Here is a 13,771-nt window from a genome sequence, read left to right as displayed (position 1 = left end):
TGGCTACGCGCGTGCGGCGTCGATGATGCGAAACTGCACCGTGCGGTTGCCGTTCCAGTGATTGCCCGACAGCGAGCCGGCGACATGCATCGTCTTGCCGCGGTTCTTGAACAGGAATTCGCCAAGCACGGTGTCGACGGCGCGAAAGGCGATCGCCTGGATGCGGCCGCCGCTCTCCGACTGCAAGTCGGCGCGAATATGGTTGGTGCCGACCGGCCTGATATCGACCAGCCGATGGCGTGGCAGCACGAATACCGGCTCGACATGCCCGGCCCCGAAAGGCCCCGCCTTCTCCAGCGCGTCGAGCAGGCCGAGCGTCGCGCCTTCCGCGGCAAGAGCGCCGTCGATCGCCAGGCTTTCCTCATCCTGCAACCGGAAAACGTCGGCGGCCGCGCGCTCCTCGAAGAAGGCCCTGAGCTCGCCCAGCCTTGCGCGCTCCACTGTGATGCCGGCGGCCATACCATGGCCGCCGCCCTTGACGATGAGCCCGGCATTGGCGGCTTCGCGCACCAGCCGGCCAAGATCGAAACCCGACACCGAACGGCCCGAACCGGTACCGGTGCCGTTGGCGTTGAAGGCGATGGCGAAAGCCGGCCGTCGTGCGTGATCCTTCAGTCGTGAAGCAAGCAGGCCGACAATGCCGGGATGCCAGTTGTTGCTGGCGGTGACGACGATCGCCGGGCCGCTGCCGCCCGCGAGCTCGGCATCGGCCTCGGCGCGCGCGGCGGCGAGCATCTCCTGTTCCATCAGTTGCCGTTCCTGGTTCAGCCGGTCGAGCGTCTCGGCGATGGTCAGCGCCTCGACCGGATCGTCCGTTGCAAGCAACCGGCTGCCGAGCGCCGCATCGCCGATGCGCCCGCCCGCATTGATGCGCGGGCCGATCAGATAGGCGAGATGGAAGGTGCCGATCGGTTCGCCGATGCGCGACACCCGCGCAAGGGCAGCCATCCCTACATTCTTCTGTTGGCGCGCGACTTGCAGCCCTTTGACGACGAAGGCGCGGTTGACGCCCGTGAGCGGCACCACGTCGCAGACGGTGGCAAGCGCCACGAGATCGAGCAAGGAGAGCATATCCGGCGGCGTGGCGCCGGTCATCGCGCGCAGCACCTTCGCGGTCTGCACCAGAGCGAGAAAGACCACGCCGGCGGCACAGAGATGGCCCTGCCCGGAAAGGTCGTCGTCGCGGTTTGGATTGACGACGGCATGCGCCGCCGGCAGCGCGCCGCCAACCTGATGGTGGTCCAGCACCACGACATCGGCGCCCGCCTCGTTGGCTGCCTCGACGGAGGCGGCGCTGTTGGTGCCGCAATCGACGGTGACGATCAGCGTCGCGCCGCGCGAAACCAGTTCGCGCATGGCATCGGGATTGGGACCGTAGCCCTCGAAAATACGATCCGGAATATAGATTTCCGACGGCACAAAGAAATGCGCGAGAAACCGTTTGAGCAAGGCCGACGAGGCCGCGCCATCGACGTCGTAATCGCCGAAGATCGCTATTTTCTCCCGGGCAACGACGGCGGCGGCGATGCGGATGGCGGCCTTGTCCATGTCGGTCAGCGAGGCTGGATTCGGCAACAGGTCACGGATCGTCGGATCGAGAAACCGCTCGGTCTCATCGGCGGCAACGCCGCGTCCGGCAAGAACGCGCGCGACGATGTCGGGCACGCCATGGCCTTGCGCGATGGCGAGCGCGATCATGTCCTGCCGTTCGGTCAGGCGGTGCTCCCAGGAGAGACCGGTGGCCGACTGCCTGACATCGAGGAAGAGGCGCCTTTCGCCCATCATGCGCTTTGCCAACTCATTGTTGGCCGCAGGATAATGCATGTCGCCCAAAAGTGCGCAGCGGTTTTGGGATAACGGCATGTACAAACAACACCCTGAAGCGCCGTGTTAACGCGACGCGCTTTAGGGCCAAAGGCCAGCAAAGCCAAGCGGTTCACGGAGGCGCGCGTCGCGGGAGACTTCAAGAAGAACTACGCTTTCCGCTTTTCAGCCTGGCGCCCAACCATTCACTTGCCGCCCGAGACACCAGGGCCGCGTAGCAGTCGGGGCGGTCTCATCGTTAAACCCCTTGCCTCCATCGGAGGCAGCCAGATGGCTAACAACTCAAACCCGGCTTCGCAAGCAGGTCTAGAACTTATCCAGATCCTGGTGCCGGGCCTTGATCTCCCGCACGGTGCGCGACGACGAGCGCAAGATGATCGTGTGCGTGGTGATGTAGGTGCGGCCGAACTTGACGCCCGCCAGCATGTTGCCGTCGGTGACGCCGGTGGCCGCGAACAGCACATCACCGCGCGCCATGTCCTCGGCCCGATAAACCCGCTTCGGATCGGCAATCCCCATCTTTGCCGCGCGTGCCACCTTCTCCGGCGTATCGAGGATCAACCGGCCTAGCATCTGGCCGCCGGTGCAGCGCAGCGCCGCCGCGGCCAGAACGCCTTCCGGTGCGCCTCCGGTGCCGAGATAGATGTCGATGCCGGTTTCTTCCGGGTCGGTGGTGTGGATGACGCCGGCGACGTCGCCGTCACCGATCAGCCGGATCGCGGCGCCGGTGGCACGCACGGCGTCGATCAGCTTGGCGTGGCGCGGCCGGTCGAGGATGCAGGCGGTGATGTCGGACACAGCGACGCCCTTCGCCCGGGCGAGGCTGGCGATGTTGTCGGCCGGCGTGGCATCGATGTCGATGACGCCTTCGGCGTAACCCGGACCGACCGCGATCTTGTCCATGTAGACGTCGGGCGCGAACAGCAGGCTGCCCTTTTCGGCGATCGCGATCACCGCGAGTGCGTTCGGCAGGTTCTTGGCGCAGATCGTCGTGCCTTCGAGCGGATCAAGCGCGATATCGACCGCCGGGCCTTGGCCGGTCCCGACCTCCTCGCCGATATAGAGCATCGGCGCCTCGTCCCGCTCGCCCTCGCCGATCACCACCGTGCCCTTGATGGCGAGGCGATTAAGTTCCTCGCGCATGGCGTCGACTGCGACCTGGTCGGCAGCCTTTTCGTCGCCGCGGCCACGCAGCCGGGCGGCCGCGACGGCGGCTCGTTCGGTGACGCGCACCAGTTCCATGGTGAGTATCCGGTCAAGGCCGGCGACGATGTTCTGGGCCACATTCATGTCGGCAAATCCTCGTTTGATGCCGCCTCCCGCCGGAGGCGCGCCTGTTTTGTCAAACGAGCATGACAACGGCAAGACCTGCCGGCAGTTTTATCGAAAGGATAGCAATATCAATCGATTGAACCGCATTCTTGAAACAATGCCGGCCCGGCTTGAAACGAGCCAGGCCAATACGAAACGAGAAATTGCCGCTCTTCGCGGCCTAGAATACCGCGAGGTATTTGAGCAGCGAAATAATGCCGATGATGATGACGATGATCTGCACGATCTGCCTCATCCTGGCGTCGAGCGGCAGGCGCTGGACGAGATACAGAACCAGGATAATGACCAGGAATGTAATGAGAATGCCGATCAGCATGGACGACGCCATGATACCCTCCCCGAGACGAACATGTTGAAACGTAGCGAGATGATGCGGCCGGCCAATCTGGCCGCCTTGCAGCTAATGGTACCAGCGGCGCGGCGTGTCGTTCATCGACTGGCCGACGGCAATCCCGGCCAGGAAGCCTAGTAGGCCAATCACGCCAATCACTGCGGTCGTCGTGACGGGATTTTCGCGCGCGGCTTCTGAAACGGACTGAGCCTGGCTGCGCAACTGCTGCGCTGTCCGCGAGGCGCGGGAAGCGGCTGTATCGTAGAAATCCGACGCTTGTTCGCTGGCGTCATCGAGCATTTCCGCGCTGCGCGCCGAAATGCTCTTGTTGATCTTGGTGATCTCCTTGCGCAGGTCGGCGATCTGCTTTTCCAGCGTCTTCTGGATATCCTCGATGTCAGGAGGGCCGGATTTGTTGGTATCAGCCATGAAGCGGCTCCCTTGGTTGCTGACCAAGAGAACGGTGCCGACGCCAATTCGTTCCGGGCGCAGCGGAATCCTCACAGAACGGAGATGCGTCGCCGGTGGTTATGCTCCGCGACGACGAGGCTGCTGCTACCCTGCCCGCTCGATGCGGATGACCTGTGGCTTGTCGGTCAGATGGCCGTCCTTGGTGATGCCGTCGACGGCCTTGCGCACGGCGGCCTCGGTGGTCTCGTGGGTGACGAGGATCACCGTCTTCTGCGCCGCCGCCTCGCCGCTGACCGCGTGCTGGACGATCGATTCCAGGGAAATGTCGTTGTCGGCCATGCGCTTGGCGATCGCCGCGAACACGCCGATACGGTCATGCACGGTCAGCCGGATGAAGTAGCCGCCGGCATGGCTGCGCATCTGCGCCTTCTTGTAGGGTTTCAGCTCCTTCGCCGGCCGGCCGAAGACGGGACCATGCTGGAAGCCAGGCCGGCTCTTGGCGATGTCGGCGATGTCGCCGATGACCGCCGAGGCGGTGGCATTGCCGCCGGCGCCGGGACCGGAGAGCAGCAATTCGCCCAGAATATCGGTCTCGATCGCCACCGCATTGGTGACGCCATGCACCTGCGCGATGACGGAAGCCGTCGGCACCATGGTCGGATGCACGCGCTGCTCGATGCCGCTCTCCGTGCGCTGGGCGACGCCGAGCAGCTTGATCCGGTAGCCGAGATCGCCTGCCGCACGGATGTCGGCCTGGGTAATGTTGGAAATGCCTTCCATGTAGATGTCGTTCGCCGCGATCTTGGTGCCGAAGGCAAGGCTGGTCAGGATCGACAGCTTGTGCGCGGTGTCGTGGCCCTCGATGTCGAAGGTCGGATCGGCTTCGGCGTAACCCAGCCGCTGCGCGTCCTTCAGTACGACGTCGAAGGAGACGCCCTCGGCCTCCATGCGGGTCAGGATATAGTTGCAGGTGCCGTTGAGAATGCCGAACACACGGTTGACCGAGTTGCCGGCCATCGCTTCGCGCATCGTCTTGATGACGGGAATGCCACCCGCCACCGCGGCCTCGTAGTTGAGCAGCACGCCCTTCTTCTCGGCGATTTCGGCAAGCGCCACGCCATGCTTGGCAAGCAGCGCCTTGTTGGCGGTGACGACATGGCGGCCAGCTTCGAGAGCCGCCTTCACTGAGGCGCGCGCCGACCCCTCATCGCCGCCGATCAGCTCGACGAAAACGTCGATCTCGCCGGTCTGGGCCATCTCCATCGGATCGTCGAACCATTTTGCGGCGCTCAGATCGATGCCACGGTCGCGTTTCCGGTCGCGTGCCGAAACCGCCGACACGATGATGTCGCGCCCGCATTGGCGGGTCAGCTCCGCCGCCTTGTCGCGCAACACGCGCGCCACCGATGCACCGACCGTGCCAAGTCCGGCAATTCCAACACGCAGTGCTTCAGCCATGGAAGGCGGCGCCCCTCAAATCAGATCGAATTTGTATTTACCGGTGGGCGGAAAGCGGCACCACATTGTTGGGCTGCTTGGCGCTGGTAGACAGGAAGCGCTTGATGTTGCGCGCCGCCTGGCGGATCCGGTGCTCGTTCTCGACCAGCGCCACGCGCACGAAATCATCGCCATGCTCGCCGAAACCGACACCAGGCGCCACCGCAACGTCGGCATGCTCGATGAGCAGCTTGGAGAATTCGAGGGAACCCAGATGCCGGAACGGCTCCGGGATCGGCGCCCAGGCGAACATCGACGCCGCCGGTGCCGGAATTGTCCATCCAGCGCGGCCAAACGCATCGACCATCACGTCGCGGCGCTTGTGATAGATGTCACGCACCTCGGCGATATCGGCGCCGTCGCCATTGAGCGCGTGCGCGGCCGCCACCTGGATCGGCGTGAAGGCACCGTAATCGAGATAGGATTTGACCCGGGTCAGCGCCGAGATCAGCCGTTCGTTGCCGACCGCGAAGCCCATGCGCCAGCCGGGCATGGAGAAGGTCTTCGACATCGAGGTGAACTCGACGCAGACGTCGATGGCGCCCGGAACCTGCAGCACGGAAGGCGGCGGATTGCCGTCGAAGTAGATTTCCGAATAGGCAAGGTCGGACAGGATGATGATGTCGTTCTTCTTGGCGAAGGCTACCACATCCTTGTAGAAATCGAGCGAGGCGACCAACGCCGTCGGGTTCGACGGATAGTTGAGGATCAGCGCCAGCGGCTTCGGGATCGAGTGGCGGACGCCGCGCTCGAGCGCGGGAATGAAACCGTCATCGGGCTCGACCTGCAGCGAACGGATAACGCCGCCCGACATGATGAAGCCGAAGGCATGGATCGGATAGGTCGGGTTGGGACACAGGATCACGTCGCCGGGCGCGGTGATCGCCTGCGCCATGTTGGCGAAGCCTTCCTTCGAACCAAGCGTGGCCACCACCTGGGTGTCGGGGTTGAGCTTCACGCCGAAGCGGCGGGCATAGTAGTTGGCCTGGGCGCGGCGCAGGCCAGGAATGCCGCGCGACGAGGAATAGCGGTGCGTACGCGGATCGCGCACGACCTCGCACAATTTGTCGACGATGGCCTTGGGCGTCGGCAGGTCCGGATTGCCCATGCCGAGGTCGACGATGTCGGCGCCTCGCGAGCGGGCGCTGGCCTTGAGCCTGTTGACCTGCTCGAACACGTAAGGCGGAAGCCGGCGGACCTTGTGAAATTCTTCCATGGCAGTTCCAGACAGCAAGGGAGCGTTGGGCGCGCGCTATATACTCATTTGCAGGTAGGGTCGAGGGCCGGGTCGCATTTGCCTTCGATCTGCTTCAGCGTCTGCGGACCATGTTTCTTGGCGAGATCGGTCAACGCCGCCTGGTTGCTGACGGCCGCGCCCTTGGCGCCTTGCCCGTTCTCGTCGGCCTTCAGTTGGGCGAGCTTGGCGTTCTTCTCGGCCTCGGTGAATTGTTTCGCCGCCACTTGCGGCGGGATGTTGAGGTTCGGGAAGGTGCCGGTATCCTTCGGACCCGCGTCGGTGGCCAACGGCACCGGACCACCGGTATTCGTGCTCGAGCATCCGGCAACGCCCAGGAGCATGACGGCCGCGCCGATGCGGCAAAAGTGGCCGGCACCGAAAAAAACAGTCTCGCCAAACTTAATCGTCATATTGTTTCCTTGGCAGCCGGGGTAAGCGAGATTGGACCCTGTCGGATGTCCCATGTTAATATGTCAAGAAAACGCTTCCGGAGGAACCCCGCGAACCATGTCCAAAACACCCGATTCGGGCAAAGCGGAAGATGGCGGACCTTCGACGGTCGAGCAATATCTGGTGAAGGACCCGGAACGCTTCGCGCTGAACATGGCGCGGATGATCGAGCAGGCCGGTAAGGCGGCGTCCGCCTGGGCCGAACCGCGCGAAAAAGGTGAGGTGCGCGACCATGTCGCCGAGCCGGTCGTCGACATGGTCAAGACCTTCTCCAAGCTCAGCGAATACTGGCTTGCCGATCCGCAGCGAGCGCTCGAAGCGCAGACGCGGCTGTTCGCCGGCTATATGACGGTTTGGGCGAACGCCATCCAGCGCGTCAGCCCCAACGCCGAGGGTGCCGACGATGCCGTCAAGCCGGAGCGCGGCGACAAGCGCTTCCAGGATCCGGAATGGGGCCGCAACGCGTTCTTCGATTTCCTCAAGCAGGCCTATCTCGTCACCTCGCGCTGGGCGTCCGAGCTGGTCGACCACGCCGAAGGCCTCGACGAGCATACTCGCCACAAGGCGAGCTTCTACGTCAAGCAGGTATCCAACGCTATCTCGCCATCCAATTTCATCCTGACCAATCCGGAACTGTTTCGCGAAACCGTCGCCTCCAACGGCGAAAACCTGGTGCGCGGCATGAAGATGCTGGCCGAGGACATCGCCGCCGGCAAGGGCGACCTGAAATTGCGCCAGGCCGACTATTCGCCCTTTGAGATCGGCAGGAACATCGCCACCACGCCCGGCAAGGTGGTCGGCCGCAGCGATGTCGCCGAGATCATCCAGTATGATCCGGCGACCGAGACGGTGCTGAAACGCCCGCTGCTGATCTGCCCGCCCTGGATCAACAAGTTCTACATCCTCGACCTCAACCCGCAGAAATCCTTCATCCGCTGGGCGATCGAGCAGGGCCACACCGTTTTCGTCATCTCCTGGATCAATCCGGACGAGCGCCACGGCGCCAAGAGCTGGGAAGCCTATATCAGGGAAGGCCTGCAATACGGTCTCGACACGATCGAGAAGGCGACCGGGGAACGCGATGTCAACGCCATAGGTTACTGCGTCGGCGGCACGTTGCTGGCGGCGGCATTGGCGCTGATGGCTGGGGAAGGCGACGACCGCATCAAGTCTGCGACCTTTTTCACCACGCAGGTCGACTTCACCCATGCCGGTGATTTGAAAGTGTTCGTCGACGAGGAACAGGTCGCGGCGGTGGAAAAGTCGATGAACGAAAAGGGCTATCTCGACGGCACCAAGATGGCCACCGCCTTCAACATGCTGCGCTCAGGCGACCTGATCTGGCCCTATGTCGTCAACAATTACATGCGCGGCAAGGATCCCCTGCCCTTCGACCTGCTCTACTGGAACGCCGATTCGACCCGCATGGCGGCGGCCAACCATTCCTTCTACCTGCGCAACTGCTATCTCGAGAACAACCTCTCGCGCGGGACGATGGAACTTGCGGGCCACACGATCTCGCTCGGCGATGTCACCATCCCAATCTACAACCTCGCCTCCAGGGAAGATCACATCGCGCCGGCGCTTTCAGTGTTCCTCGGTTCGAAATACTTCGGCGGCCCGGTCGAATACGTGATGGCGGGATCGGGCCATATCGCGGGCGTCGTCAATCCGCCCGCATCCAACAAATACCAGTACTGGACCGGCGGCCCGCCGAAAGGCGACTTCGACCAGTGGATGGCCTCTGCCACGGACCATCCTGGGTCCTGGTGGCCGCACTGGCAAAGTTGGATAGAGGCCAAGGACAACACCCGCGTGCCTGCCCGCAAACCCGGCAAGCATATGAAAACCTTGGGCGATGCTCCCGGTACCTATGTCAAGGTGCGTGTGTAACGGACTGTAATGTCTGGTGAGTTGACGCCCCTCTAAAAGCGGGCGAAATGGTGTCGTCAACCATCAAGCAGCCGCAATTCGGCAATCGCTGCAAAAATACTTACAGGCTTGCTGATTTGACACAGGTCTCGTTTCCGGATCGGAGACAAGGGCACCCTGACGCAGACATACCAGTCAGCGCCACGGATATACCCGACCGGGCATCGAGGGGGAATTTGACTTTGAAATCAGCAGGATGGAGCCTCGCAAAGGGAGAACGCCGCGCCATTGTGGCAGCGCTCTGCTCGATGCTTCTGGCCTCCTGCACATCGGCTGGCGACCCGACAATGTCGGTCGGAATGCCCGGCTACAATGCTTCCGCATCGGACATCCAAGCCGCCTCCACGGGCAAGCCCCTCGCCGCTGCCGATTCGTCGTCGCAGGTAGCGACAGAGCAGACGACCGTGATGAGCGAAAGCGACACGGCACTCCCCGAAACGGTTGCCTACGTGCCGATGGCCAAGCCAGGAGCCACTTTCCCGCTCACCATACCGGCGGGCGCGGAAACGATCGCGGGACAGACGCCGCAGTCCTTGCAGCAGCCGGTACAGTCGGCGCAACAGACCGACGCGGTCGCCCAGAAGATCGCCGCCGCCGATGCCGCCGCGACAGCGCCGAAGCCGGTCGCGGCACCGGCGATGAACAATCCGGTCTATGTGACCGCTGGTGAGGCGCCGCTAGCCGAGGCGCCGAGGAAAAAAGGCTTCCTGGCCTCGATGTTTGGCGCCACCCCAGCGTCGGCAACACCCGCTCTGTTGGTCAATACCCGATCGGGCGAACAGACTGCCGTGCAGGCCAAGCCCGCTCAGGCAGCGGCAAAGCCGATCATCACTTTGGCCTCGGCCGATTCCACGGCAAAACCGATACAGTTGGCTTCGACCGGCGGTGATGATGCCGGTCACATCACGGGTAGCGACGCCCTGCCCGGCGTGCGCCAGACAGCCCTGTTCGAGATCAAGCGCAAATCCGGCCTCGACGACGAAAGCGACGTCGACCTCAATGAGGATGAAGGCTCGGGCGGCAGCTATCAGGTTGCGTCCGCCGCCGGCATGGCCCGCCTGGCGCCCAACGGTCTCTTGAAGCAGAATGAGAGTGTCGACGTCGCCTGCCTGAAGCCGTCCCTGGTGCGCGTGCTGAAGACGATCGAAGGCCATTACGGTCGCAAGATGGTCGTCACTTCGGGCTATCGCGACCCGGCCCGCAACCGCCGCGCCAACGGCGCCAAGAATTCGCTGCACATGTATTGCGCGGCCGCCGACATCCAGGTGCCCGGCGTCTCCAAATGGGAGCTGGCGAATTACATCAGGACCATGCCCGGCCGCGGCGGCGTCGGCACCTATTGCCATACCGAATCGGTCCATGTCGACGTCGGCCCCGAGCGCGACTGGAACTGGCGCTGCCGCCGGCGCAGCGGCGGTGACGACGGCTAACAGCGAATTTGACGGACCGAAGCCTGTTGGCAGTCCAGAGTCCTTCCCATGTCGTCACCCCTGGGCGAAGCTCCGTCGCGAAGACCCGAGGATCCATGCTATGCCCTTGGTCGAAGAGCGCAACGAGAGCAGAATTCCGCACGCAGCAACGTGTTGAAGTCGCGGCATGGATCCTCGGGTCTGCGCCGCGTCGCTACGCTCCTTGCTCCGCCCGTGGATGACGAAGCGACTAATGTCACCGCTGATCGCCAAGTCCTGCCGACGCCTCGCGAAATCGCTGATTTGACAGGCTGGAAAAAAGTTGTCCAAGGCGGCACCTAACGGGTTGCCGGCTGCGCGCAACGCCAGTATAAGCCGCTTCGTCTGAGCGCGCCCATCGTCTAGCGGTTAGGACACCGCCCTTTCACGGCGGTAACAGGGGTTCGATTCCCCTTGGGCGTACCAGATCTTTCAAGCACTTAGCTGATTTTCTGCATTTCCCGTCCAACGTTTGGCCAATATCTCACAGCGAATCCGGGCGGAGTCTCCGTGCGATACAGACAAGGAGCTGCCGCCAGCACGATCGCTGACAGACGGCTGGTGGCCGCGAGCAATGTCGTGGCCGCCGCTATCGGAGTTTTTGTTGGTCTGGCCTTGGTGGACTTCCCAGACTTCCATGGACACTGATGATGTATCAGAGGGGCGAGCTTCTTGGAAATCAACTTGCCCCCTTTGAGGAGCGCCTTGCGAAGTGAACACTATCAAGGGCTTGGTGGTCGACTGAGCGCCTTTAAGGTTTTTTCAATATAGCTAAATTAGCATTTGCGAATGCGCTTCTCCGTTCTGCTGTTATGCTGGGCAGGATTCTTCGGTTGGGACTTTGCTACCAACGAAGGAGAGTTCACGATTGGTCTTGGTACGCGAGTTGCCCACCTGATCCACATGATTTCGCGACTTCTGTGAAGACGTGCGCCTGGCCGGCGCCAGGATGACTGGCATGCGGTCGTGGATCGGCGCCACGTCTCCTTCATCACCAGCCCTTTCCGCCTCTGCGCGAAAAGCGGTGGACCGTAACCAACCGTGATCTTCATGCATACTCACTAATGTAGTCTTTGTTTCAGCCGGCTCCCCACCCGAGTCGGCTAGGCCCGGCGGTTCATCCCAACACTACCCCAACGAGGAACTGTCGGGCCGCTAAGGGCAAGCATCAGCCTTGCGCTTCTCAGGCGTCAACGCGTGGTTCGTGAACCGCAGGTTTTTGCCATCGCGGCCGGCTGCACGGCATTCGTGACAGAAGACGACCTTGATCAATCCCCAATGCATGCAGGAATGATCCGGCCCGAGCCTCCGACCATGACCCAAGTTGGGTCCGTTTGTTGGCCCCGGAATTGCAAGTCCTTATATTCTAATTTAGACGACGCTTGCACTCCTCCCTTGATCACGCGATGCTCGGTTTGGGCAATAAAGGGGCGGGGTTTTGCGTAGATTCTGACACGTCGTGTCATCGCGCACCGCATGGAGCGCATGATCACAGACTTATTTCTCGCTGGCGTCGCCGGTTTCTCAATCCTCATTCCGCTTTACTTCATCCTCAAATGACAACCCGGCTGGCTCTCTCGGTCATGTCGGGATCGTGGATCGGCGCGACGCAGGCTGATACAACGCTGAGAGACAGGGGGTCGAGGGGCGGCACCGCGTCGGCAATATTGCGGGATGCGGCGCCCACTGCAGCCGATGCACATGCCTTTCACCAGCCGCTCGGCTCCTCGATCTTGTCGAGCAGACGGGCCGGTGGTTAAATGGAATGCGAAGGGAGCGCTAATATGGCAGTTGACCTTTCGGCGAATACACGCGCTCCTGCGGCAACGCCCCCGAAATATCTCTTTGGTCCGCTCGCGGACTTTCTGATGCTTGGCGGCAGCGCGTTCCTGATCTTGCCGGCGCTGTACTTCGTGCCACTGAGGTACGAAGGGCCGGTGGCGGCGACGATGCTTTTCCTGGCTTATCTGATCAACTATCCGCACTTCGCCCACTCATACCAGCTCTTCTACCGCAATTTCGGGCGGAAGTTGCGCGGCGACGGATACGACAGGACCCTCCAGATCCGCTACATCTTCGCCGGCATCGTCGTTCCCCTGCTCATGGGCGCATTTTTTGCCTACAGCTCGATAACGGCGGACGCCCGGCTGCTGGGAAACGCAACCAATGCGATGTTCTTTTTCGTGGGCTGGCACTACGTCAAGCAAGGCTACGGCATATTGATGGTGGATGCCGTCCTGAAGCGCAGGTTCTTCTCCGATCCGGACAAGAAAATCCTGCTGATCAACAGCTATGCCGTCTGGCTGTTCGCATGGCTTCAGACGAACGCGGCGTTCAGCCAGGGAAAATACCTGGGGCTGGAATATTATACGTTTGCCACCCCTGCATGGCTCAATGCGATTGCGCTGTCGGCCGCGGCCGCTTCCACGGCAGCCGCTGCCGTGATGCTGATCAATCGTTGGAGCAGGAATGACGGCAGCCTGCCGTATAACGGCGTCATCGCCTACATCGCGTCGCTATACCTTTGGATTCTGATCGTAAGGACAAATCCACTCTGGCTGCTCGTGGTGCCGGCGCTCCATTCCTTGCAATATCTGGCGGTGGTCTGGCGTTACCAAAGCAATGTCGAGCGTGACGGGCGAAGTGCCGAAGAAGTGTCGCCATCCAAAATCCTGTCCATCCTTGGTCCGGCCTACAGGGTGCGGCTTCTGGAGTTCATCAGTGCTGGCCTCCTCCTCGGCGGTCTGGGTTTCTGGCTGATTCCGACCGCGCTGACGGCCCTTGTTCCCTATGACCGGGAAGTCCTGGGATCGTCGCTGTTCTTCTTCATCGTGCTGATTTTCATCAACGTGCACCACTACTTTCTAGACAATGTGATGTGGCGCCGCGGCAACCCCGAGGTGTCGAAATATCTGTTCCGTTAGCGCTTTTTGCGCTCGAGCGGAATCGCCTGGCATAATGCGGAGATGGACCGGGGATGGGATCCACTCCCGCCCGATCCGCCAGTCCATCAGCTTTGGAATTTTGGAGGCCTCGCCTCGGAATCGAACCGAGGCTTCCGAGATTTGCAGTCTCTAGCGTAGCCGCTCCGCCACGAGGCCATACGTGCCTTGGTAGCGGGCAGAAGTTTAAAGATTCTTGACGTCTTGGGTAAAAATTTCGACAATGCCCGTTGTGGAAAAGAGCCTGTCACGCTGCGGAAAAGAGCGGCCCAGGACGCCTTTGCCAGATTTGAATTGAATGCCCGTCGACGAGGGGAACTCATGCAGCCTGACCGCGGCCTTGAGGCCAACAGCTTCGCGGTCTGGC

At 62.1% G+C, this 13,771-nt stretch carries 10 protein-coding genes and 2 tRNA genes; 4 read left to right on the top strand and 8 right to left on the bottom strand.

Annotation, left to right across the window (positions count from 1 at the left end):
- Nucleotides 1-3 precede the first annotated feature (3 nt).
- From recJ to LB536_RS03400, 7 genes are all read right to left on the bottom strand, one after another.
- Complete coding sequence (gene recJ / locus LB536_RS03430) at nt 4-1,785, bottom strand: single-stranded-DNA-specific exonuclease RecJ (RefSeq protein WP_224590350.1); 1,782 nt, start codon at nt 1,783-1,785, stop codon at nt 4-6.
- Between the two features lie 345 nt (nt 1,786-2,130).
- A complete protein-coding gene (gene glpX / locus LB536_RS03425) occupies nt 2,131-3,114 on the bottom strand; it encodes a class II fructose-bisphosphatase (RefSeq protein ID WP_224590124.1) in 984 nt (327 codons plus the stop codon).
- A 202-nt stretch (nt 3,115-3,316) separates the two neighbouring features.
- The gene (locus tag LB536_RS03420) at nt 3,317-3,484 is read right to left on the bottom strand and encodes a Thivi_2564 family membrane protein (RefSeq protein ID WP_081293949.1); all 168 of its coding nucleotides are present in this window, start codon (nt 3,482-3,484) and stop codon (nt 3,317-3,319) included.
- A 72-nt stretch (nt 3,485-3,556) separates the two neighbouring features.
- The gene (locus LB536_RS03415; protein ID WP_224590123.1) at nt 3,557-3,916 is read right to left on the bottom strand and encodes a YqjD family protein; all 360 of its coding nucleotides are present in this window, start codon (nt 3,914-3,916) and stop codon (nt 3,557-3,559) included.
- 126 nt (nt 3,917-4,042) lie between these two features.
- Nucleotides 4,043-5,356 carry a homoserine dehydrogenase gene (locus LB536_RS03410; RefSeq protein ID WP_140760537.1) on the bottom strand — a complete coding sequence of 438 codons (1,314 nt, stop codon included), beginning with the start codon at nt 5,354-5,356 and terminating at the stop codon, nt 4,043-4,045.
- Between the two features lie 37 nt (nt 5,357-5,393).
- A complete protein-coding gene (locus tag LB536_RS03405) occupies nt 5,394-6,611 on the bottom strand; it encodes an LL-diaminopimelate aminotransferase (protein ID WP_140760535.1) in 1,218 nt (405 codons plus the stop codon).
- 44 nt (nt 6,612-6,655) lie between these two features.
- Nucleotides 6,656-7,042: a hypothetical protein gene (locus LB536_RS03400; RefSeq protein ID WP_224590122.1), complete on the bottom strand. Its 387-nt coding sequence runs from the start codon at nt 7,040-7,042 to the stop codon at nt 6,656-6,658.
- A gap of 97 nt (nt 7,043-7,139) precedes the next feature.
- On the opposite strand from LB536_RS03400, the gene phaC reads away from it, so the two are divergent.
- The 4 genes from phaC to LB536_RS03380 all read left to right on the top strand — a co-directional run bounded on the left by phaC (nt 7,140) and on the right by LB536_RS03380 (nt 13,386).
- Nucleotides 7,140-8,975: a class I poly(R)-hydroxyalkanoic acid synthase gene (gene phaC, locus LB536_RS03395; protein ID WP_224590121.1), complete on the top strand. Its 1,836-nt coding sequence runs from the start codon at nt 7,140-7,142 to the stop codon at nt 8,973-8,975.
- Nucleotides 8,976-9,190: 215 nt separating this feature from the next.
- Nucleotides 9,191-10,444, top strand: coding sequence for a YcbK family protein (locus LB536_RS03390; RefSeq protein WP_224590120.1), 1,254 nt, complete (start codon nt 9,191-9,193; stop codon nt 10,442-10,444).
- 369 nt (nt 10,445-10,813) lie between these two features.
- Nucleotides 10,814-10,888 (top strand) — tRNA-Glu (locus LB536_RS03385).
- Nucleotides 10,889-12,246: 1,358 nt separating this feature from the next.
- Nucleotides 12,247-13,386, top strand: a complete 1,140-nt coding sequence (locus LB536_RS03380; protein WP_224590119.1) for a hypothetical protein — start codon at nt 12,247-12,249, stop codon at nt 13,384-13,386.
- Between the two features lie 101 nt (nt 13,387-13,487).
- On the opposite strand, the gene LB536_RS03375 is transcribed toward LB536_RS03380, so the two are convergent.
- Nucleotides 13,488-13,563, bottom strand: a tRNA-Cys gene (locus LB536_RS03375).
- Nucleotides 13,564-13,771: the final 208 nt, after the last annotated feature.

The sequence above is a fragment of the Mesorhizobium sp. ES1-3 genome (genome assembly GCF_020164795.1).
Classification (GTDB): Bacteria; Pseudomonadota; Alphaproteobacteria; order Rhizobiales; family Rhizobiaceae; genus Mesorhizobium.
The sequence above is the reverse complement of the archived record's forward strand: the minus strand, read 5'-3'. Positions and strand labels throughout refer to the sequence as shown.

Excerpts from the sequence above, each read along its gene's own strand:
- recJ (WP_224590350.1), bottom strand. The coding sequence starts at position 1,785 with ATGATGGGCGAAAGGCGCCTCTTCCTCGATGTCAGGCAGTCGGCCACC.
- glpX (WP_224590124.1), bottom strand. The coding sequence starts at position 3,114 with ATGAATGTGGCCCAGAACATCGTCGCCGGCCTTGACCGGATACTCACC.
- LB536_RS03420 (WP_081293949.1), bottom strand. The coding sequence starts at position 3,484 with ATGGCGTCGTCCATGCTGATCGGCATTCTCATTACATTCCTGGTCATT.
- LB536_RS03415 (WP_224590123.1), bottom strand. The coding sequence starts at position 3,916 with ATGGCTGATACCAACAAATCCGGCCCTCCTGACATCGAGGATATCCAG.
- LB536_RS03410 (WP_140760537.1), bottom strand. The coding sequence starts at position 5,356 with ATGGCTGAAGCACTGCGTGTTGGAATTGCCGGACTTGGCACGGTCGGT.
- LB536_RS03405 (WP_140760535.1), bottom strand. The coding sequence starts at position 6,611 with ATGGAAGAATTTCACAAGGTCCGCCGGCTTCCGCCTTACGTGTTCGAG.
- LB536_RS03400 (WP_224590122.1), bottom strand. The coding sequence starts at position 7,042 with ATGACGATTAAGTTTGGCGAGACTGTTTTTTTCGGTGCCGGCCACTTT.
- phaC (WP_224590121.1), top strand. The coding sequence starts at position 7,140 with ATGTCCAAAACACCCGATTCGGGCAAAGCGGAAGATGGCGGACCTTCG.
- LB536_RS03380 (WP_224590119.1), top strand. The coding sequence starts at position 12,247 with ATGGCAGTTGACCTTTCGGCGAATACACGCGCTCCTGCGGCAACGCCC.